We start from the raw sequence: 21,447 nt of genomic DNA, 5'->3' as shown, positions 1-21,447 counted from the left end.
GGAGGAGACCAGCTTAAGTAACATTCTATTCTTGATCTAAATACGTAAGTAGTTGATTGGGAGAAGACTTGCCAATAGCTACACGTCTTAACAAATCAGCTGATTGAGCATCTCCACCAAGACACCTCTGAATTGAGGCATTGATATCTTCACTACTAATACCGTCATGAGTAAGTGTCTGAATCCATTTGTATTCTATTGAATCAGGATTAAGTATTGTAGTGCGACCTATTTTCATTCTTTGCATCAACACACCTACCGTCACAACCGGCTTGATTAAAAACCATTGTGATGGAATGCGTCTGGCTATCATCAATGGTATGGTCATCGCAACCGCATCATATAATGCGTAAGTAAGAAGCGTACTTAGATTAGTATTATGAATTAGACTGATACACCTAATATTATCTGTCTATGATTTTTGGTATGTGTCTAGCCGCCTTGCTGCCCTCAAGATAACTATCTTGTCTGTTTTTCTTTATCGTCTCCGATTGAAAGCAAAGTATTGCCTTAACGATGTGGTCAGATGTGAGACTCCATCCCAAAGCATGATTATAGTGAGGAAGGTGGCTTCTACGGACAGTTACGGTAAACTAGAGATGAAAAGCCGCTTTGTCCGTCGTAAAGCAAGTGAAAAATCGAATAATCTTCAACTTTGGGCTCAGCTCCCAGTGTTGCCTGACTGTTTATGCTTCTGACTTTCAGAATCAGAATTACCATTTTTAGATCGTGACGACTTTCAATATCCTTGGGTTGTTTCCACGATGTCAGCAACTATAAAAATGGAAGCAATAATATATCCAATTGCTTCACCTGTGCTCCCAGGCCCCAGAAAATACTCACTAACGGTACCTAGGACTATTCCTACCCCCATCATAACCCACGGAATCCTGAATTGAGTCAGAAGATTAAATTCTGGTAATAACATTGAATTTCCTAAATCATAGAACCACATAAATTAAAAAGCATTTCCGTAGATATGATTAGTAGAGAGCTATAATGCATGCCTACACCTGTAACGTCACATTAGCTCAGGTATCGTAAGTCATAATTAACAGCCTATTAATGAGTTTCAACTCTAACTGAAAAAGGGGCAAATCTGCGTTACGACGATCGGCCCATCAGCACACCTCTGGACACAAATGAGCTACATTTTTCTTGGTTGCATTACTTGCAGGCTTTATCGATGCTATTGGTGGAGGAGGAGGCTTGATTATTCTTCCTGCGTTATTGCTCGCGCGTTTGTCACTGGCACAAGCGTTGGCTACAAATAAGTTTCAGGCCATATTTGGCAAGTTATCGTCAGTTAGATATTTTTTTAAAGAAGGGGTTATTTGATTTTTCGAGCTTGAGCGTTACTTTAACACTATCTTTTATCAGTTAGAGGGTTGGTGCATTTTTAGTACAGCGTTTACCGTCTTCCACCCTAAGCGTGGTAGGCGAGCTGAGACTTTTGACTGATTCATGAATTGTTCATTAAACATTCAAAGTGATAAGGTTACCAATAGTTATTTTTGGTTAAAGTATTAAAAATTGAGACAAAAAACGCTTTGGTGTATCCCGGTTTGTGAAGATAAATAGTGAGTTTAATGTTTGTTCGTAACGTGTGATGATGATGATGTAGTAAAATTATCGTCAACGAATTGTCTTTGACTTGCTCCCGAATCATGAGTTGGCACAGGATTAGAAGGGGTTGGCATGTACAAGTTATTGTTTATCAGCAGACACAATGCTGTTCGAAGTGTGATAGCACAATCACTAGCAATGAACACGCTCTCAGAGCAATTTGAAATTGAGAGTGGAGGCTCAGAGCCGAAAGGGCATATTGATCCAGTGGTTCAGTCTTTTCTTAGCGACAATAAGTTGCCGCAAGCTCACCGGTACTCCCATTCTTGGGAAGAGAGAACCAAGTTTCTGCCGGATGTTGTGATCATTTTGTGCGATTCGCTACACCAAGAACCTGTTCCTAAGTGGTTATCTGGGGGGGTTAGAGTTAACTGGCAACTAGATGTTATGCCCGAAGATGCAAGTGACAGCGAAAAGTATGCTTATTGCGAGCGGGTTGCTCTTTCATTGCAGCGGAGAATAGATAGGCTTGGTGAAAATCTCGTTAGTGGTCTCAGTAAAGAGAGTATTCGGCAATGTGTTGAAGAGCTAAGCACCTTGTAATCTTAGGGTATGTAGAAGGTATTGTTCTCTCCTGTGCGTTCGGTTGCGCTAGGCTAAATGCTGTATGTAAACGCAGTTTACCGACCAACCACTACATATATTTCTCTACAACTTTTACCAGAAGCTTTTGGACCGACAATTTAGATATCTACCTCTAAATTGGTTTTATCGATTGAATCGACAGGCAAAGGGGCGTCATAATCTTCTGGCGAGAAGCAAACATTGAGTGGGCGTAGTTTAGATTTTCGCTTCCTCTGGTGTGTATCCATGCGTGAGAGGATATCGCCCAACACCTCAATTGTATTGACCATGTTCTCACCTTTGTTCAGCATCACACACTCGGCCCTGCTTGCCATCACCGTATCGCTGATCTCAGCTCTTGAGGGGGCGTGTTTTTTGGCTAGGTTTTCCAACACTTGTGTCGCCCAAATAACGGGGACATGAGCGGCTTCACACAGCCAGAGGATCTCTTCTTGGACTTCAGCAAGACGTTCAAACCCGACTTCAGCGGCTAGATCTCCCCGAGCCAACATGACTCCAAATTTAGGTAGCTTCAAGCCTGTTAATAAAAGCGCAGCTAGGTTATCAAACGCCATTTTGTTTTCAATTTTGAGTATCACCCCTTTATCCATAGCCCTCAGAGTTTCAAGCATACGCTTCAACGACTTTATATCGCTTGGCTTTCTAACGAATGACATGCCGATCAAATCGACTCGCTGTACCATCTCAATAAGGTCGTTTTGATCCTTTTCGGTCATCGCAGAGGTGGATAAGTAGGTCTGCGGTAGATTTATCCCTTTGTCACCTTGCAGCCTGCTACCTGACAATTTTGCATGGGTTATCTCTACCCTAAGTTGTTTATGGGAGGCCTTAACAATAATACCTTGGATTTTACCATCATCAAAACAAATAGATTGACCTACCTTAGCACTGTAGAAAACCTCCTTCATTGTACAATTGACGCTGGAGATCCCCGATTCAATTGGTTCGTGATGCCCTGGTGGAAGCAGATCGATAAGATCGCCCTTATATAAAGTGATACTGTCACGAACCTCGGGTAACAGGGCAACCTGATCTCGACTAATCAACTGCCCACCTCGGTAGAGTTCGATGATTTGATCAGTTTCGAAAAAAACTGACTTCTTGCAACGGGCAATTATCTTATTTGCAAACACTTGCGTAACCAACAGACGTCGAGCTTTACCTTTGCCATCTTGGACAACTGCGATATCTCCCTCTTTCACACCGCCATCAAAAAGAGCAACTACAGGCACTAGCTCTGGCCGATTATTCACACATTTGGATTGCAGGTAAAACTCCACTTCAGCATTTTGTACCACCTGACCGTGTGCATTTTTGCGAGTTTTAATTCGTTTGAATCGCCCCAATGAAGGCATTGTGCCAATTCTAAGTTTAGGGCCTGCTAAATCCATGTAGACTTTACATGGCTTGTTGATACTCTGTTGAGCAAGCCTAAGGTTATCAATCATCTTGTGCCAACTATCCGCACTGTCGTGAGCACAGTTAATTCGCATTAACCCCATTCCTGCTTTAAGGAAGCTGGCAATAATGCCTGGGTCATCAGCTGCCGCCGATGGCATGGTCACCATAATTCGAGATCTATGCTTGAGAGGTCTTTCACCGAATAAGGTTTTGCTGTTCGTTTTTAGCTTGTTGCTACCAAGCGCAAAACGCTCAGTATCCATAACTTCGACAGATTGGCCTCGAAGTGCCAGTACCGCTTGAAGAACGGCCTCCAAGCTTGGCAAGATGTGCGCTTCTGAACGATCTAATGTGCTGAGTCCATACGCTGAAAGATAACCTTGAAACTGCTGGATATCGATTTGTCTGAAGGCGAGATAATTGAGGAGGTTCTGAGCACTGAAAAAACAACTTTCGCTGTAATCCAAACGGTCTAACGATCGTTTTTCGGTAAACTCCAGTACGTGGTCTATGGTTTGACGCAATGAAGTTTCAATTAGCTCAAGATCACCCACAACACTTCTCCTTGTAAAGAAGAGTTAATTTACATCAATTGTTGAATAAATCAGTGATTCTAATCTATAAAGTTAACATCTTCACAAAAGCTTAACTATATGAATCTGACTTCCTTATCGACAAAGCTAAATGTTACTCTAACTGAGGCAAGCCAAGTTATGCGATATTCTATTAAGCGTTAAAAAAAGAAGCTCAACCAAATACTCAATTCAGAAATGATTAATGATCTTCCCCTCGGTGTCGTTCTCGAAGTAAGGGTAAACCAATACTAAAATTGTGGTGCTTGCGTATTGTAAATTGAAAAGGGGCAAATACGGGTTAGTAAAACTGACGGAACACAAATAAGCCTCGCATTGGCGAGGCTTGATAATGTTTATTTGTAGTATTGGTGACGCCTTTTAGAATTATGCTTCCAACACTTAGCAACGTCATATACGTTTGCAGGGTAATCATCCCACGGGTTAGCCAGTGTTCTTCCTCTAGCTGCTCGCAGTTTAATAGGATATTCACGACACTCAACTTTGTGGAGGAAATAGTAGCTCTTCTCCTGCTTGGTTGAAAAATGCTTGTGAGTTCCACTACGTACGCTAGGGTACACATCCCATAGATAAGCCCCTTGCACTTTGACATGGCTTCGGTACTGTTGCTTTAGTTTTTTCATTTACCCTCCAGGTTTACATTACCTAGAAGGGGTCCTCTGCAAAGTAGTTCATACGTCCACCATGATGTGCTCTTTACTCAAGTCTAGCAAATTCTAGTTAAGGCCTAAAATCATTACTAAAGCTTATCAAGCAAACCATGCTTCTTAAAACACTTCGGGGCAGATCTGCGTTACGACGAGTGACCATTATCGACTTAGAACAGACTTACTACGGGACGCAGCGCTACGCCGAACCAAAGCTTCTTTGATCTAGACCAAAACCAAGAACTTATGATCTATCCAGTTGCATATCTGTCATGCTAAGTTAGAAAACACGATTGAATATCTTGGTGTTGAGATTGAGGATTTCGGAGAATTGTGAGGCATGAATTACTAATCACAATTCTACAAACAGTATCGAATACAGACCATCTCTGACTTAACTGAAATCTATAAATTGCGTAAGAGTGAGCGATTTTTTAATTAACTAAGCAGGTTGCTTAATGACTTCATACCATAATGACCAACCGATTATCACAGCAAATGACGACCAACTTAATAGATTCTTGTTCTGTAGATCACTAGCAAATATTGCAAACCTTGATGTTGGCTCGCCATGTATAACGATATCGATAGAGGGTGCTTGGGGGACTGGCAAAACATCAATCATTAATCTAGTTCAAGAGTCCCTAAGTAAATCTAAAAATCAACCAATTGTGGCTCATTATAACCCTTGGGTAAACGGAAAAGAGAAGTCTTTAGTAGAAGACTTCCTCATCCAATTTACTTCACAACTTGGTCTTTCCAACCACGCTAATAATGGCGCGAAAGTTGCGAAAGAACTACTTTCGTACTCAAAACTCTTTAATGTTGCAAAACTGGTTCCTGGAGTCGAACCATTTGGTTCAATTGTTGAAAATATCTTTAAAGGTGCAGGTGAAGCAACAGAGGCAATTTCTGAACTAAAAAAATTGGATGTGCAAGCTCAAAAACAAAAGGTAATTAACAGTCTAGAAAAACTCAATAAGTCTATAGTTATCATCATCGACGATATTGATCGTTTAACACCAAGTGAATGTTTTCAGGTGCTTAGGCTTGTAAAGGCTGTTGCCGATTTTCCTCGCACCTCTTTTTTACTAGCCTTTGATCCAGATTATCTTGAATCTGTCCTTGCCTCAAACAATATAAGTAACGCTGGTCAATACATTGATAAAATAATCCAATTAAGGTTGCCTGTACCTATCATTACTGAGTACGACCAAAATAATTTAGTAAACTCAGCATTTAAACAACTAGGTTCAGATTTTACATTTGATCATTATCAAGATGATAGAGAAAGGTTTGCCGATATTTATCAACGAAACATCAAGAAGTTGCTGACTAGCCCACGAGACATCAAACGAGCTATAAATCACTTCAAGTTTGTCTATCAACTTGTCAAACATGAAGTGAGCACAACTGACTTATTTGTTCTTTCTGTGCTTGCAACTAAATACAACAGAATTTACGAGCATATTAAACGAAACCCATTCAAATATGCTAGTAAGTATAATGGTAGAGCTTACATCTTCGACAAAGAAGAGGCCGCTAAGGAAGCTAAAGGAGAGAGATGTGCTATCTATACACAAATGGGGTTAAATAACGAATCTACAGTTGAAGAGTTACTAAAAGATATTTTTCCTATCATAGAAAATGAGTTTTATTTTGACTCATATGGGGTTGATGATGCTGATGCGGCTGGCCGTGTAGATAGTATAGATCGTCTGTCCACAGCTCTTCATATTTCAACACCTAAAGGATTGTGTTCGGACAACGATGTTCGTCTGTATATCGATAATGCAGATAATAAAATAGACCTGTTAACAGACTCAATCAATAATCAGTCAACTGCTCGATTTCTGGAGTTATTTGGTTATGAACTAGAAAAGTACGAACACAAGGTTGATTGCTACATCCATGCATTGAGGCGGCTAACAGAGGAACTAATGGCTCGTAGGTTATTCCACTCTGTAGACAATTTGTTTGATGGCATGTTCCTGAGTACCAGCCATTACTCTGCGCTATGCAGGTTAATTCGTAAATTAATTCGGAAACAAACAAAAAGAGAAGAAAAAATAGCACGAATGACGTCAGTTATCGGCAATTTTTCATTGCTACCATTCATCGCGGACACTATTGATTTTATATCACTTCAACACCAGGCAAAATCAAAGGAACCTGCATGGTTACTTGAAAATGAAGCTAGTGATATTATGGACATTTATATTAATGCCGCGCGTGAGGTTATTGAAGAACAACAGATCGGTTCTCAGATTCTCGAATACCATCTGGTATCACCCATTTGGAGTTGGCGTAAAGATAAAGCGTTAGAAATAATCAAGGCTGTCAATCCTGATGATGCTTTACGCTTAGGTTACTTGTGTATTGGTAGTCTTGGTTCTAACTCAAATAAAGGACTTTTTCTATCTGTGGATGCTGAAAAACTAGAATTATTTGTAGACCCTAGCAAGATTAAGAGAAGAGCAACTGAGTTGTTAGAATCCACATCAGAACCATTGGACCGAGCTATTTTATTGAGTATCACAGATGAAAGTCAACGTTATGTTCAAGATGGTACCGTTGAAGAAAACTAATTATTAGTAACTCTCTATCTCACTTTTGTCTTGAAGCGACTCAAGTCACTTATAAATATCTGACAAAATGCATAAGCTAGATCGTCTTCACATTAGTATTAAAAGCAAAGCCGGTCACTTTCTCAAGGTTTTGTCTTACATAATGAGGGCATAAGTCATTTACGAAAAAGCTGTTTCAGAATTGTGTAAGAGCCTGTTGCACAATTTGGGACTAGAGTTTGTCCAGTGCTGTCGGACAATTGGTAAGTCGCCTATTTCACGTATAAGCGATACTGAACTTAGTCAACAACCTGTTGACCAAATTATTCTTATGAAGGTTTACTGCTGCCTAAACACGTTTCGGGGCAAATCTGCGTTACGATGATCTTCCCCATCAGCCCCTCCTCAGCTTCGATGGCTTGAGCCAGAAACTGCTGTGCTCCCTGCTTTAACAGTTCATTGAGCGGGTTGTCTGGTTTATGAAGCTTGGTAACGGTATGATTGTTGTCCATGCGGTTTACTCCCTGTTGGTTCTTGAACTGGCGATATAAATCAACAGGTTACACCGCATTACTTTCTGCCCATACACCAGAAACCAGAAACCACTATAGCTCTACCTGTCGTTCCACCTAATTTAGGAAACAAAGCCGTTCTTAGCGTACAATATTTTCATTTTCCGAATCGTCGTGTGACCCCTTAGCGTGCTATATTTTCCAAATTCTGAGACGCCCCTAGTTGAATCACATTTAGGAACAGTTATTTAGTCGAAACTAATACAGTTTAATCCATGAGTAAGCTATCTGTGTATTGGCTAAGCTCTGCCCGAACCTCTAGCTCTGCTTCCGATAGGTATTTGGGGGTGTGTGCATTAACCACGGCAGTGTTTTGTTCACGAACTTGGTGGGTATTGCCGATGGCGTCAAATATGCTGCTCAGCAAGTTCATCGATTGTGACATCAAAGCTTCACTCTCTTGTTGTGAGAATAGCGGCTCAGCATCAAAGCCAAGTGCGTAGAGGATGTCGTTAAAGTGCATCGCATAACCTGAGCCAGAAACATCAAATCTGGTGCTCTTGATGCCATCGGAGCTTCTCTCCCACAGATACGGAGGATGCTTGAGGGTGCCAAAACCAATTGCGATGACGCGGTCTGGGTAGTGCAGTTCCAACCTTCTGTCCCAGATATCACCGGCTTTTCCTGCCTCAATCACTACTTCAACGTTACCTTCCGGCGACGTTACTTTGCCTTCGACATAGAGATGGGTTTCAGCGCCTTGTGTGTATTCCAACTGCGATTCGCTAATGCGTTCAGCACAGACCTGTTTTAGTTCAACCTGCACACCTCCCATGCCGGATTTATGGAGGTAGCGAACCAGCCCAGCAATCGCGTGAATGCCCATATCAAAGCCATAACCTCCGCCGCCGCTGGTAGCTAAGTTGAGTAGCGTTCTGGCGTTGAGTAATTCAACTCGGTTTTCAAAACGGAAGTCTTGGATAACTTCATGACTGTCACTAGGGTTGTCGGCAGCAATCGCAATAATCTTGCGGGGGACAGAGTCAGGTGTGCCATAGATGAATCAGCGAAGAGTGCTTCCAACGAAGGAGAAACTAAAACGGTATCGATAAAGTAAAACTGAGCTCCACGACGTTTAAGCTCCGGGATGACTTGGTTAAAGCCTCTGTCGATTTCTGCCAAGGAGAAAGATGGTTTCTCAACCACAAACAGAAGGTCTTGAGTGTCGAGTGCATTACTCACTTGTTCAATGATGGATAGATGTACGCCAACCGGCGTTAGGACGAAGGCCGCAGCAACATCAGTGTGTGAGTGAGCCTGTAAAAACGCATCAAGATCTGCGTAACGAGCGGAGTAAGGGAATTGAAAGTACGATGCAAAGGACAGGTAATGTTGAACTGCTGGGTCGATGGCGACTACATCAAAACGAGAGCTTAGGGTGTGCAGTAGGTTCTCATACAAACTAACCACTGACGATTTAGCGTTCCCCAATCCACCAAATACCAATACGACCTTGTTCATCACTTCCCCTTCACCAAATTGCATTCACCAACAGGGTAGCAAAAATACGCTCAGCTGCTGGCCTGGCAACTCACAACTGGACAAAAATGAGGTACAGCTTTTTCTAAATTAGCATTTGATGGATTACTTAGGATATAGCAAAACCTCTAACGTAGTGGCCAAAACCACTTAGCCACTACACTCTCAAGCTCATTTAAATACCATATTACGAATCCGCCTTTAACGCCTTGTTATAAAGCTTTAAACAACTCTGTTTTTGAATGCTCTATCTCTTCACGTAATACCGCTTCTAAGTGCTTCAATGACAACACAATGAATTGACACTTTTCTTGCTCAATACTAAGAGGGTGATTGTTCATTAATTTGGAAATATCATAAGGTAAACGGAAATCTCTACCACCATCTTCATTTGGCTCACCAATTTCAATGTCCGTTTCTTTATAAAAGTCTTTGCTATGTGCCACTTCATTTCGGAGTTTTATCAAGTTAACTAACGTTTGATAAATTTTACTTTCATTGTCTGTGATGAACTTACCAGATGATAAAAGGAACCCTAGTGCATCTAATTTTTTACCTAAGTTCATTGAAAGAAATGCAGTTGCATGTCTTTTATAATCACCTTTAGGGAAAAGATGAAAAGCCCATGAGATGATGCCTTCATTGAGTAAGCTCTCTAATGAAGCGGCAGCAACCAAGATAAATGAGTACTTGTTAGAGTTAAAGAGTACATCGTTATCTTCAGTGTGTGCCAACAGGTATTCTGCTGATTCAATTAGTCCTTTAGAGGAAGTAAATATAAAATGCGTTTCCAATACTCCGATGCCTCCTAGCTTCATAACGCTTATTAGCGAGAATGCCGGATGAGTAGATTAGAACAAACCTAATTTACTGACGTCACCCTCAGATTTAATCTACTGAATTTTAAAGTTTTTTAACAGTATCATTCGCATTTTTTATCCTAGCTCAAAACAAAACTTAGCGAGCCTAGGATTGTGCCATTTAGATGCGTTATTGATAGAGACCACTACACTGTTTTGGGGCATCTTCTCGTTACACCCATTACCTCAAGGTAACTTTTGACTTTAAAACGACTCCTGGACAGTCATTAATCATCAAAAAGTCATCAATGGTTTTTAAATTCTGCGATGGCACTTGAGGACCAATAGTAACTGTCTTGATATGTGACAAATCAATGGGAACTTCTGTATAAGTTGTCAAGCCAAGTCTGTGGGGACGATACTTTATAGAGTTATCATTAGCACCATCGATACTAAGCACCCACCGAACTTCTTCTTCAGGTTTAAATGAGTGGTTTTTAAAACCTATTAGTGCGGAGATAATAGACTTTACGTACTGGTCCGTGCCATTCGGCGTTGATAGAAGGTTGTTTAAAGATTCATCGTTGGCCTTGAGGTTCCTATCTTCAATAATCGCTCTACGCTTGCTGTCAAAGTCATATACACAATTGATTTTTCTTGCATTGGCATCGATAAATCCATCTTCAAACTCAATACAAACACCCAAACCTAGAGTTGTATAGGCTCGCCATTGGCTAATATCATCTTTCAAAGTTGAAGCGCTAAATGACATCTGATACCTGAGGTAAGTATCAATAGTGGAATCGATGAGCTTCAGAGCGCTTTTACACTGCTCTTCCGCATATTTGAGACCAAGAACCTCAGCGAGAACCTGATGTAACTCAAATCCTTCCATCTCATCATTCATAAAAGCGAGACTACTGAACCAAACTTTTCTAGTTTGAACAATGTGAAAGAGTGACTCAATGTTTGTGTAATGGAAATAACTCATCTATCCGCAATCTCTTGATACTGGTAATGCCCAAATTATTTCACGTTACACAGATAAGAAATAGTAGGTCAAACGACCTCACCTTGATTTGTGAGGTTGAGCGTTACTGGCACAGAATGGGGCAAAACCTTGCTAGCGATGAGCGCCACTGAGAAGCCTCTGGACATAAATGATTTAGAGCAAGCGCACTAAATCATTTAGTGGGTATCAATATAATTATCCCGAAACCTGAATATTTCTATGTATTTTATCTATGGAGAGCGATTAAGCTTCACCACACTGAAATCTTTATAGGTTGAGATAAGTTATAGACATCTGGAATTTCTTTAGAGTAAACCTAAATAAGGAGTATCATTCATCCAGTCTATCGTCAGAGAGCTTTTTAAGCCTTTTAACTCTTTTCTAACTACTGATGTTTGTTTGCCTAAGTGCTGATATCCATCATCAAAGGCTTCTTCCAATACTCGACCATTGGAGCCTTCCAATCCTTTTATGCCTAATAACGATAAAACTGTAGGGGCGACATCGACCAACCCAGACGGGGTGAGTATTTCTGTACCTTTCATAACGTTCATACCCGAAAGCATCAGCACTGAATTCACTTCATAGGTGCTTAGTCCGCCATGCTGACCAGAACCAGCCAACGCATTGCAAGTCGTCGCTCCTACGCCCGCTACTCCATGGTTGTTGTTCTCATCAGAACTAGAGCACACATAAAATAGGTCAGCAGAACGCGAGTGCTCAGAGAACGAATCCTCAAGCTCAAATGCACCTTCTACGTCAGCCAGCGAATTAGAAAAAACATACTCAATCTCAGGTGTTTCGTTTAACTTATTCACTATTACCTGTGCCTTAGGCTTACCTGAATCAGTTAATCGAAGCTCTCCAGAACGACCTTGCGTAAACACCACATCAACATCAGGCGCATCTATAGTACTCGCATTTACACCAACCTCAGCAAGCAACGAACTTAGATCCAAATGCTTGTCGACGCTAATATGCCCATGATCAGATAAGACAAAGAGTAATGTTTCGTCTTTAGATTCGTCGCTTTCAATCCACTCCACGATTCGCGCAAATTGATTATCACACGCTTTTAACGCCTGCTCAGATTCTGCGGAACCAAGGCCATGAGTATGAAATGAAGAGTCAGGCTCTGTTAGCCAAAGCAACGCCACATCCGGGCTCACTGTTTTTAATACATGTTCAATGAAAATATCCGTCAGTCTTTCAACGTTATTGGTTTTCGGTGCGGGCTCACTCGGGATCTTTCCGAAGAGCTTTGTTACGTCATTAACGGCCTCAGGCGTTAATGAGTTCTCAGCGCCATGCAAAGTATAAGTCCAATGACCATTTCGTAACGCTTCATTGTTAGCCAAATAAGCCGCTCCCGATGAACCGCCATGGACTGTGTAATAGCTTTTTCCATTGGCAGCCAAACATTCACCTAATGAAGCACTTGTCAGCAACGGAGCTCTTAAATATTTGGGGGCGGCATCAAGCCAATCAAGACTGTGCGTTTGAAAAAGCTCAAAGCCCTCGGTGCCATCTACTTTCTTGACATTAAATTCATTGTTTACAATGCCGTGCTGGCAAGGGTATGAGCCGGTTGCAAAGCTACTAGAGGCCACACGTGTAACGGTTGGAAAAACACTACGGCTATTTTTAAACCACGTTGCCTCTGTTGCTCCATGCTTAAATAGGTTGGGCATTGTGCGTTCTGTAATAAGATCTGGCCTTAGGCCATCAAACGTAACGATAATTATCCGTTTTGCTTTGTGAGGCATCATTTTTATTCCTATATTTTTCATTGTGTTATTTCGTCTGAATACTGGTATGTCACACGTGTAGCGTGTCATGACATTACGGCTAACTGGCTTAGGTCCTACTTAAACATCGTTTCAACTAAAGGTAAGTAGGCTGCACCGAATGATGGTGACTCTATCTCAGACTCTGATGGTTGAATGGGTACATCGAACACAACTTCTTGCTTTTTAGTCTGACGATTTAGCTCTATCTTGTTGACGATAGATTCAACTAGACGACGGTTTAACCCTCCACCAATAACAATTCGAGGAGGATCGATAATCGCAATAATCATTTCAATCAAACGACTCAGTGTATCTGCGGCTCGTTCACACCAATCTTCTACACATTGAGAGTTGATGATTTTGTCTTCAAGATCATCATACCCATTCCAAAGGATACCTTGCTGACGTAACAGGCTTTGAAGCTCCTGAGTCGTAGGTCGGCTATCTTTATCAACAAGTAATGTAATTTCGCCAGCATGTGAGTGACTACCTAGCTTTGGCTGCCCATTCTCAATCGCCACACTACCAAGCCCTTGGCCCAAGAATATGTAGTAAAAATCCTGTCCCATTCTACCGGTTCCACAGAAACGTTCACCGATCGCCGCACTCACCACATCGTTCCCTACAAATACTGGCACCGGAACCACCGCTTGGAATTCAGTCTGGATATCCAACTGCCCCCAAGCTTCTAGATGGTTAGGGAAAAGAAATCGACCCTCTCTATTTTTTATTCGAGCGGGCAACGATATTCCGACACCAATGATGTCCTTCCAGTCTAACGAAGCAGCCTTCAACAATTCTGAAAGGCATTTTTGACATAGTGCGATCGTTTCTTTTGGTGTCAGGCTATCATCACTGTAAGTAAGACATCGTTGGACGACACCGGTCGCGTCTAACAATGTCGCTGATATAAAGCCATGTCCCACCATGACTCCAACACTAAACGCAAACTTTGCGTTGATGATGTAGTTCACTTTCGGTTGACCACGCCCCGATTTCACGACCCCAGTCTCCGTTAACACATTCATGTCTACCAGGCTCTTAATTATTCGGGACACGGATTGGAAAGTTAACCCACTAAGTTCAGCAATCTCGGGACGACTAATCGGTGTCTGGATGCGGTTGATTATCCCCAAAATCACTTTTTCATTATCGCTGAACGCTATGTCTCGATATTTATGCAATTTCGTTGTTCTCATGGTTCTCTATGTATCGAAAACGACTTTCTTTAATCAGCCAATCAAGGGGATGCCTTACCCACGATTGCGGATCATGTGTGGCAAATGCATTCACCCCACGTAGTGAGATGATATGCCAACCTTGCTCTTGTGCTTGACGTATACACCTGCTTGCATGCCAAAGCTGAGCAACTAGGTTGGCTTTACGATGTGTTGTATGTCCCAAGGCTTTCGAGGCGACCTCTCTTGTCGTCATGTAATCCTTGTTCTCAGGCAACCTTATCGGGATGATACGATCAGCCAATAACGGATTGACCTCGATAACAAGATCAGCTATTTCCCACTGAAGAATTCCTTTTATGGTGGGATAAGCCCCCATCGCATCTAACACTAGGGAAGCAAGCTTTGAGTTCACCTCACGGCCTTCTCCGTAAGAGAATGCCAATAAGGGAAATCTAGCGTCCATCACGCCAAAGGGTGATAGATAGTAGGTAAATTTTTCAAAGTAATAATCGAGATGCTTAATTACAGAGGGCTCAACGATAACATCACGCTCCTCATATTGGCTTTGTCCATCGAGCTGCCACTCTCTTAAGGAGGTGGAAAGCTGACCGTCTAACCAATTTACGGTCACTTGATGCTCCATCCTTAAGCCGCCTTTTTTGTGCGATCTGTCTGTTCCGCCAGTGAGCAATATCGCAGTCCTGTACTTGGACAAAACAGGTGTACATGCTCAGGCGAAAAATCAAAATTAATCGTTTCACCAACAGCAAATTGATTGCAATGTGCAGGCACAATAGCTCTTAGCTCACCAAATTCAGTATCCAGTCGAAGCATCCACTCTCGTCCAACAATATAGGCGTCGCTAATTCGACCTTGATAGCCGTCATTACCAATGAGAATACCTTCAGGCCTTATTCCAACGTGAACATCCTTGCCATCTTCGCCCAACGCCCTGTGCAATTTAATTTTGCCATTCCCAACAACAAGGGATTGCTCATGCTGTTTACCCTTCAATATGTTAATTGCAGGACTACCGATAAATTCAGCGACAAAGCGTGTCTTGGGCCTTAAAAATACATCTTCGGGCGTGCCTACTTGTTCTAAAGCCCCGTGATTCATCACAATCACTTTATTAGCCATTGTCATCGCTTCAAGTTGATCATGCGTTACCATCACCGTTGTGATACCTAATTCCACTTGCAACTTCTTCAACTCTTCACGCATTGAATGTCTCAATGTGGCATCTAAATTAGACAACGGCTCATCAAGAAGTAACAGTTTTGGACTTTTGATAAGTCCTCGCGCCAATGCGACCCTTTGTTGTTGTCCACCAGAAAGTTCGGAAGGCATACGTTCTAGTAGATGGTCAACTTGCACTTTCTCGGCAACCTTCTGAGCCATCTCCAGCGCCTTTTCAGCAGGAATTGCAGGTTTAATGTACCTTAATGGAAAGAGAATATTCTCTAATACACTCTTATGGGGATATAGTGCATAAGACTGAAACACAACACTTAAATTTCGGCTTCGGGCTGGGACATTATTCACGACTTTATCATCAAAAAGAATTTCACCGCTGCTGCACTCGTAAATACCCGCCATCAGCATCAAGCTGGTCGACTTACCACACCCCGACGGCCCCAAAATGGCAACAAAGTCCCCATCATCAATAGTGAAGTTTATATCATTAAGGGTCTTAGTTTTTCCCCAGCGCTTTTCAACATGATTAAATTCGATTTTCATAATTTACCCTTTAGTGCCGCCAACTGAAATTTGTGACAAGTATTTTTGACATGTTATGTAAAGTACAAGGCTTGGAATTAGATATACGACTGCTACGGCAGTCAACAGACCATAATCTGCCCCCATTGAGTCTTCTGCATAGAAGTAAAGAAATTGGCTCATTACCCAATGGTTACTATCAAATATGAAAGAAGTCACAAATATGTATTCTTCCCAACCTTTCAAAAAGGAAAATACCCCAATAGCAATCACACCGTTTTTTACTTGTGGCAGCACCACATCAATGAATGCTCTCAGGCGTGATGCGCCATCAGTCATGGCACTCATTTCAATATCCCATGAGACATTATCAAAAAAACCTTTCATTAAAAAAATCGCAAAAGGCAATTCCAGTGCCGTAGTAACTAAAACGACTCCAAATAATGAATCCAATAAGCTTGACCAATGCAGGAGAAGAAAAATTGGAATAATGAGTGTTAACGCTGGAAATGCATGCAGTACTACTAGCCCTTTCATATAGGCTGCACGGCCAGTAAAATGAAAACGGGATAGGTAGTAGCCTGCCATTGTCGCAATTGTACAAACGAGCAACGTTTGGCCACCAGCGAGAATGAATGAGTTCTTCAGTGCATCATAGATTGAAGGTACCGCATTTGACTCACTCAGAAACTGATAGCTAACAAAACTAATCTCATCACCGACTTTTGCCAGTATTCCCCATACCGAGACAACGACTATAGACAGTAATACAGCACGCCTAAGTTGCTTACTCTCAATCAGAAATATTGTTAATAAGGTTGCAATTAACGCAGGTAAGAAAATACCCATAATTTTCGCGATGGCGAAAACATTAACACTGCCAGTATCTCCAGAAGTGAATGATACAAAGAACATCCAAAAATAAGGAACAACAACTGGAAGTGTTAACACACTAATTAAAAAAAGTACTAGCCACTGCCCTTTATTTAAACGTGAAAATACACCTTCAGTTATGCTTAGGTTCCACGTATTCATTGTTTAACCTCAATTTTTGGTACTTGAAGTAAAGTTTTCATATTGGTAAAACGCCACATAAGTAACGAATAACCCACTCCGATTATCACTAGGATTAAGGCCAATGTTGCTCCGTAGCCATATTGCCCAGATTCAAATGCCTGCTTATACACATACAGGGAATACACAGTCGAGTCATAAAATGGACCGCCATTGGTAATCAATAGCGCATACTCAAACGTGACGAGCAAAGACAATGATTGAAAAATGGTGACAAAACTTAATGGCCACCTAATCGCAGGTAAGATGATATGCCTTACCATTGATAAGCTTGAAGCGCCATCTACCCTCGCCGCATGGAATAGGTGTTTTGGAATCGATTTGATTGCAGATGTAAAAATTAGCATACCCATAGAGGCGCCGATAATACCGTTTGCCAAGATGATCGTAAGCATCGGTGAGTCTTGCCTCAAATCAATTGGCGTCTCACCTCCAATAGCCAACCACAATTGATTGATTAGGCCAAACTCATTCGGGTCTGCCGCCCAAATCCATAACAGAGCATAAATGACGCTAGGCGCCATTCGTGGTAAAAGCCACAAAGTAGTAAAAATCTTTCCAATACGCTCTGGTAGGCAAGCGATCGCCAAAGACAGAAGCAGAGCGAGACCGACGTTAAATAGCGCTAAAGTGCATACAACGAAGATCAGGGACTTACCAATGAGTTCCCACAAAAGGCGATCGCCAAATAACTGTTTAAAGTTATTCAGACTGAACTGCTCGATAGAGAGGTCTCTTCCCATGTCAGAAAAAGCAATGACAAAATTGACGACAATAGGGGCAACAAATAGCAAAAATAGTAATAATGTCGCTGGTCCTAAAAAGAGGACAGCATTTCGATCTACTGTAAAGTTTTTCATAAGACTTAAATTAGGGAGCGCGTTAATTACGCCGCTCCCAGAATAAATTATTGAATGGTAACGTCTTCAGACATCTCTATGTTCATGCGCTCTACAATAAACTTGGTTCCGTCAGCCGAACTCAAACGACCTGTTTCCACAGCCTGAATACCTCGATAAAGAATATCGTTATATTTCGCTAATGACGGGTGGATAGGCATAACCATTACTTCAGAGCTAGCCAGTAGCTCTGAGCCAGAACGACTGATCCAAGCTTCTTGGTAAGCATCAGACTTCTCTTCTTGATTATGAATGGCTAAGAAACCAGCTCCGGTAGCCAAAGGTGTGTAATTTTCCGCCTTAATAATTTCACCGATAAGACGCACTGAGAGCTCCTTGTCACTTGCTTTAGGGCTCACCGTCATCATCAATGGATGTGTCATATTATACGGTTTCTCGCCTTTTACAGCAGAAGGCACATTCATCCAACCTACGTTTTCAAAATAACTCTCTTCTGTATTGTCAGAAATGCCCATATTGATCATGTTGGGTACTCCCCAAATACCATGAATTTTGACAAATGCGTCACCTTCTCCAAATGCTCGATGCACGACATCCCAGCTCATTGAAGTATTATTTCTTGGTGTCACATTGTCATTGGCATTCGTTTCAATCCAAGCGAGAAAATCCTGCAAAGCCTTTTGATTAACCACTAGCTTACCGCTAACTGGGTCTTGAGGCTCAAAGCCAAAGCTACGCATATTCATCAAAAAGTCAGGGCCGGTATTAGGACGATGTAACATGCCGTATTTCACATCACTCTTTTCGACAACTTCTTTCGTCAGCGCTGACAAGTCATGAATTGTAAATTCACCTTCATCTACTTTGTATGAGAGCGACTCGATATAGTCATTGCTCTTACCAATGTCACGTAACATTTGCTTATTAAAGAATACCATCCGAGCTTCTGGTAAAAATGGAATTCCCCAACGTTGCTGCTTATATGTAACGGTAGGCCATATCCACTCAACCATATCACCGAACAAATGCGGATTTGCCTCAATTTCCTTATCAAGTGGAATGACAGCATCAGACTCTGCAAGAGAAGCAATCCATTCATGGGCACCTACGTAAATATCTGCACCCCGATTAACCGAGTTAGAACGGAGATATTGAAGTATGTCTTCATCCCAGCCTCTCGCACGATTAAGTTGCATTTCAACATTTATTCGACGTTCATCTCCCTCAGCCTCTAGTTCTTTATTAAGACTCTCGGCCGCTTTGATTACCGTTGGTTCCATTTGAGATAAATTTTGGTCAGAACGCATCCACATTTTGAGGTCTATAACCTCTGCAAATGCACTAGGGGCAATCAAGCAGCTTCCCAGAATAGAAGCAATTAAGGAACGTTTCATTTTTACAACCTCACAGCTAAAGCTCTCATTTAGAATGCAATGCATCCTAGATTCAATTTATTTCAACTTTATTTAACTCACGTTAATTAATTAATTGAGTTGGTTTTTTATCAAGTAAAACTCAACCAGAAATAAAAGTTATAAAACGCTTAACCCTGGCCATGAGAGAGGTACTATCAAACTAAACGCTGCATATTTTCGCTTCTCAATAAATTAAAAATATCCCCTACGTACTAGGCGGTGATTAGATTAGAAAATCTAAGCAATTATGTTGATGATCTTCAGCTAATGATAGGGTTAACTAAAAAGGAATGGGGCATTATGTATGGTACGCCCCGTTTTGCAAGTGATAAGCCCGATAACGGAGTTGGTTTGCGCTAATGTATTCAGAGTCGTTAAGAGACTGTCATTAGTCCCAGCTCTACGATGAGATCCGCGCCAGATTGTCCTCAAAAACGTGAAAGCATGCTATTGCTGTTATGCCCCTTAGGTTTTCAATCTGGTGGTCTGACCGTTTTGTCATCGATATCTATCATTGCAAATTCTATGATGTTTTAATTTCAAAAGGTTTCTGCTCAGCCATTACCGACCAGGCTATACGTGCTAATTTATTCGCCAGTGCAACGACTGCGACATTAAATGGCTTTCTTCGTTTCAGCTCTATTAGCCATGTACCAAAGTATTTCTCCGCTGATTCATCACGCCACATGACAGCCCTAGCTGCATGAACAAACATTTCCCTAAGTTCCTTGTTGCCACGTTTTGATATGCCAAGTAACCTTGATTTACCGCCCGTTGAGTATTGATACGGAACTAACCCAATCCAAGCGGAAAAATTGCGCCCATTTTTGAAGTCTTGAGGGTCTGCGACAGCAGATAAACAACAACAGGCTGTTATCGGGCCAACGCCAGGAATTGTTTGTAAAAGTTTTGCTGTTTCATTTTGACGCATGATCTTTTGTAGCTTTTCTTCTTGTTCTTTAATCCTAATATTTAGCAGTTCGTAGTGGTCAAAATGCTGTTTAATTTCAAGAAGAAGTAAAGGTGGAATTAGTTCATCATGGTCTATGATGCGCTGAAAAACGTTTTTCATTTGGTGATGACCTTTTGGCAAACTTATGCCAAATTCAAGCAACATTGAGCTGATGCGGTTCATGCACGCTGTACGATCTTTGATATAAGCAGCCCTAACTCGCCGAATGACAATTAGCACTTGTGCCACCTCTGATTTGGGAGTAACAAATCGCATATGTGGCCTTTATGCTGCCTCTGCTATAGCGTCTGCATCAATGAAGTCATTCTTATGAGATTTTACATACGGCTTAACATACTGAGGAGGTATGAGTTTTGGTATGTGACCGAAGCTTGAACACTTTCTTGCCAACCAATGGCATCCGCCACATGACTCCATTGCAATAACTACTGACTCGTGACATGAAAGAAACTGAATTAGCTTGGCACGATTAAACTTATGACGAAAGACCTCCCTTCCTGCTTTATCTCTACCAACGAGATGGAAAAGATTTTTACCTATATCAATACCGATGATTACTGTGCGTTGCATGATGGTCTCTCCCTGTGGTTCACCTATCCCTATTGTAGGGAAAGGATGGGGCGTACCATCTAATTAACGTGTCAGCAATTATTGCTGGCACGTCATATCATGGCAACATTAAGCAGTAATAATTGATTTTTCTATTCTCAACGCCAGAGCGGACAATACCCAATTAACATCTCTAGCTTCGGGATACCGCTGGCATTGATGCAAGACACTTATAACCCCATTAGTAACACTGCAAAGAAAAACCTTCTCCCTTTCATGCTTCTCAGGTAACAGGGAAGTCCTCTCTCTAATCAACAAGTACACATCTTGGTACATAGCATTTATATCTTCATGCTTCAGATCGCTAAACGTAGGATTCTGAACAATATCAAGGCATAAGCTGGCACAGTGGACAGCCAAGGCTGAATAATTCATACGTCACCTCCTTGCTGGAGAAACCGTTCAAAAGCGCTACCATCTCGACGAGTAAGGTTTGGCACATACCTCGAGTAAACACGAAACAGCATTGTTGTTGTGGTATGCCCCATCTGGTTTGCAATCCATTCAGGAGACTCACCCGATGCCAACAATAACGTCGCGTAAG

Annotated in this window: 15 protein-coding genes and 5 pseudogenes; 4 read left to right on the top strand and 16 right to left on the bottom strand. The window is 41.6% G+C overall.

Annotated elements, in window-relative coordinates; all coding sequences use genetic code 11:
• Positions 1–25: 25 nt before the first annotated feature.
• Positions 26–328 (bottom strand): hypothetical protein, encoded by a 303-nt coding sequence (locus tag BIZ37_RS04155; RefSeq protein WP_255526667.1) that lies wholly within the window; start codon positions 326–328, stop codon positions 26–28.
• Between the two features lie 830 nt (positions 329–1,158).
• On the opposite strand from BIZ37_RS04155, the pseudogene BIZ37_RS04150 reads away from it, so the two are divergent.
• Both BIZ37_RS04150 and BIZ37_RS04145 read left to right on the top strand, forming a co-directional pair.
• A pseudogene (locus tag BIZ37_RS04150) lies at positions 1,159–1,335 on the top strand (TSUP family transporter); the annotation flags it as partial.
• A 363-nt stretch (positions 1,336–1,698) separates the two neighbouring features.
• Positions 1,699–2,169 carry a low molecular weight phosphatase family protein gene (locus BIZ37_RS04145; RefSeq protein WP_187460431.1) on the top strand — a complete coding sequence of 157 codons (471 nt, stop codon included), beginning with the start codon at positions 1,699–1,701 and terminating at the stop codon, positions 2,167–2,169.
• Between the two features lie 140 nt (positions 2,170–2,309).
• On the opposite strand, the gene BIZ37_RS04140 is transcribed toward BIZ37_RS04145, so the two are convergent.
• Entirely contained in the window at positions 2,310–4,166 is a 1,857-nt protein-coding gene (locus tag BIZ37_RS04140; RefSeq protein ID WP_187460430.1) for a pyruvate kinase, read from the bottom strand.
• Between the two features lie 835 nt (positions 4,167–5,001).
• Between BIZ37_RS04140 and BIZ37_RS30380 the strand changes: the two are divergent.
• Together BIZ37_RS30380 and BIZ37_RS04135 are read left to right on the top strand one after the other, a co-directional pair.
• Positions 5,002–5,189: pseudogene (locus BIZ37_RS30380) on the top strand (integrase); the annotation flags it as partial.
• Between the two features lie 121 nt (positions 5,190–5,310).
• Positions 5,311–7,440, top strand: coding sequence for a P-loop NTPase fold protein (locus BIZ37_RS04135; protein ID WP_187460429.1), 2,130 nt, complete (start codon positions 5,311–5,313; stop codon positions 7,438–7,440).
• A 308-nt stretch (positions 7,441–7,748) separates the two neighbouring features.
• Here the strand turns inward: BIZ37_RS04135 and BIZ37_RS04130 are convergent, their stop codons facing one another.
• The 14 genes and pseudogenes from BIZ37_RS04130 to BIZ37_RS30590 all read right to left on the bottom strand — a co-directional run.
• Positions 7,749–7,931: a hypothetical protein gene (locus tag BIZ37_RS04130; RefSeq protein WP_187460428.1), complete on the bottom strand. Its 183-nt coding sequence runs from the start codon at positions 7,929–7,931 to the stop codon at positions 7,749–7,751.
• A gap of 268 nt (positions 7,932–8,199) precedes the next feature.
• Positions 8,200–9,452 (bottom strand): annotated as a pseudogene (locus BIZ37_RS04125) (hypothetical protein).
• 230 nt (positions 9,453–9,682) lie between these two features.
• Positions 9,683–10,264: a hypothetical protein gene (locus BIZ37_RS04120; protein ID WP_187460427.1), complete on the bottom strand. Its 582-nt coding sequence runs from the start codon at positions 10,262–10,264 to the stop codon at positions 9,683–9,685.
• A 247-nt stretch (positions 10,265–10,511) separates the two neighbouring features.
• Positions 10,512–11,177 (bottom strand): DUF2971 domain-containing protein, encoded by a 666-nt coding sequence (locus BIZ37_RS04115; RefSeq protein WP_187460426.1) that lies wholly within the window; start codon positions 11,175–11,177, stop codon positions 10,512–10,514.
• A gap of 410 nt (positions 11,178–11,587) precedes the next feature.
• Entirely contained in the window at positions 11,588–13,051 is a 1,464-nt protein-coding gene (locus BIZ37_RS04110) for an alkaline phosphatase family protein (protein WP_187460425.1), read from the bottom strand.
• Between the two features lie 95 nt (positions 13,052–13,146).
• A complete protein-coding gene (locus BIZ37_RS04105) occupies positions 13,147–14,271 on the bottom strand; it encodes an ROK family transcriptional regulator (protein ID WP_187460424.1) in 1,125 nt (374 codons plus the stop codon).
• A complete protein-coding gene (locus BIZ37_RS04100) occupies positions 14,249–14,896 on the bottom strand; it encodes a hypothetical protein (RefSeq protein WP_187460423.1) in 648 nt (215 codons plus the stop codon). The genes BIZ37_RS04105 and BIZ37_RS04100 overlap by 23 nt, the downstream gene beginning before the upstream one ends.
• A gap of 2 nt (positions 14,897–14,898) precedes the next feature.
• Positions 14,899–15,993, bottom strand: coding sequence for an ABC transporter ATP-binding protein (locus tag BIZ37_RS04095; protein ID WP_187460422.1), 1,095 nt, complete (start codon positions 15,991–15,993; stop codon positions 14,899–14,901).
• Between the two features lie 3 nt (positions 15,994–15,996).
• Positions 15,997–17,007, bottom strand: a complete 1,011-nt coding sequence (locus BIZ37_RS04090) for a carbohydrate ABC transporter permease (RefSeq protein WP_187460421.1) — start codon at positions 17,005–17,007, stop codon at positions 15,997–15,999.
• The gene (locus BIZ37_RS04085) at positions 17,004–17,906 is read right to left on the bottom strand and encodes a carbohydrate ABC transporter permease (RefSeq protein WP_187460420.1); all 903 of its coding nucleotides are present in this window, start codon (positions 17,904–17,906) and stop codon (positions 17,004–17,006) included. The genes BIZ37_RS04090 and BIZ37_RS04085 overlap by 4 nt, the downstream gene beginning before the upstream one ends.
• A 47-nt stretch (positions 17,907–17,953) precedes the next feature.
• Complete coding sequence (locus BIZ37_RS04080; protein WP_187460419.1) at positions 17,954–19,300, bottom strand: ABC transporter substrate-binding protein; 1,347 nt, start codon at positions 19,298–19,300, stop codon at positions 17,954–17,956.
• A 544-nt stretch (positions 19,301–19,844) separates the two neighbouring features.
• Positions 19,845–20,864: pseudogene (locus BIZ37_RS04075) on the bottom strand (IS110 family transposase).
• Positions 20,865–20,972: 108 nt separating this feature from the next.
• Positions 20,973–21,278, bottom strand: a complete 306-nt coding sequence (locus BIZ37_RS04070; RefSeq protein ID WP_187460418.1) for a hypothetical protein — start codon at positions 21,276–21,278, stop codon at positions 20,973–20,975.
• Positions 21,275–21,447 (bottom strand): annotated as a pseudogene (locus tag BIZ37_RS30590) (site-specific integrase); the annotation flags it as partial. The gene BIZ37_RS04070 and the pseudogene BIZ37_RS30590, both read right to left, overlap by 4 nt.

The organism is Photobacterium sp. BZF1, assembly GCF_014349205.1.
In the GTDB taxonomy this organism is placed as follows: domain Bacteria; phylum Pseudomonadota; class Gammaproteobacteria; order Enterobacterales; family Vibrionaceae; genus Photobacterium.
The sequence above is the reverse complement of the archived record's forward strand: the minus strand, read 5'-3'. Positions and strand labels throughout refer to the sequence as shown.

Bases quoted from the DNA above. Each gene is read 5' to 3' on its own strand.
- BIZ37_RS04135 (WP_187460429.1), top strand. From the start codon at position 5,311: ATGACTTCATACCATAATGACCAACCGATTATCACAGCAAATGACGAC.
- BIZ37_RS04100 (WP_187460423.1), bottom strand. From the start codon at position 14,896: ATGGAGCATCAAGTGACCGTAAATTGGTTAGACGGTCAGCTTTCCACC.
- BIZ37_RS04110 (WP_187460425.1), bottom strand. From the start codon at position 13,051: ATGATGCCTCACAAAGCAAAACGGATAATTATCGTTACGTTTGATGGC.
- BIZ37_RS04105 (WP_187460424.1), bottom strand. From the start codon at position 14,271: ATGAGAACAACGAAATTGCATAAATATCGAGACATAGCGTTCAGCGAT.
- BIZ37_RS04130 (WP_187460428.1), bottom strand. From the start codon at position 7,931: ATGGACAACAATCATACCGTTACCAAGCTTCATAAACCAGACAACCCG.
- BIZ37_RS04115 (WP_187460426.1), bottom strand. From the start codon at position 11,177: ATGAATGATGAGATGGAAGGATTTGAGTTACATCAGGTTCTCGCTGAG.
- BIZ37_RS04155 (WP_255526667.1), bottom strand. From the start codon at position 328: ATGACCATACCATTGATGATAGCCAGACGCATTCCATCACAATGGTTT.
- BIZ37_RS04070 (WP_187460418.1), bottom strand. From the start codon at position 21,278: ATGAATTATTCAGCCTTGGCTGTCCACTGTGCCAGCTTATGCCTTGAT.
- BIZ37_RS04085 (WP_187460420.1), bottom strand. From the start codon at position 17,906: ATGAAAAACTTTACAGTAGATCGAAATGCTGTCCTCTTTTTAGGACCA.
- BIZ37_RS04145 (WP_187460431.1), top strand. From the start codon at position 1,699: ATGTACAAGTTATTGTTTATCAGCAGACACAATGCTGTTCGAAGTGTG.
- BIZ37_RS04095 (WP_187460422.1), bottom strand. From the start codon at position 15,993: ATGAAAATCGAATTTAATCATGTTGAAAAGCGCTGGGGAAAAACTAAG.
- BIZ37_RS04090 (WP_187460421.1), bottom strand. From the start codon at position 17,007: ATGAATACGTGGAACCTAAGCATAACTGAAGGTGTATTTTCACGTTTA.
- BIZ37_RS04080 (WP_187460419.1), bottom strand. From the start codon at position 19,300: ATGAAACGTTCCTTAATTGCTTCTATTCTGGGAAGCTGCTTGATTGCC.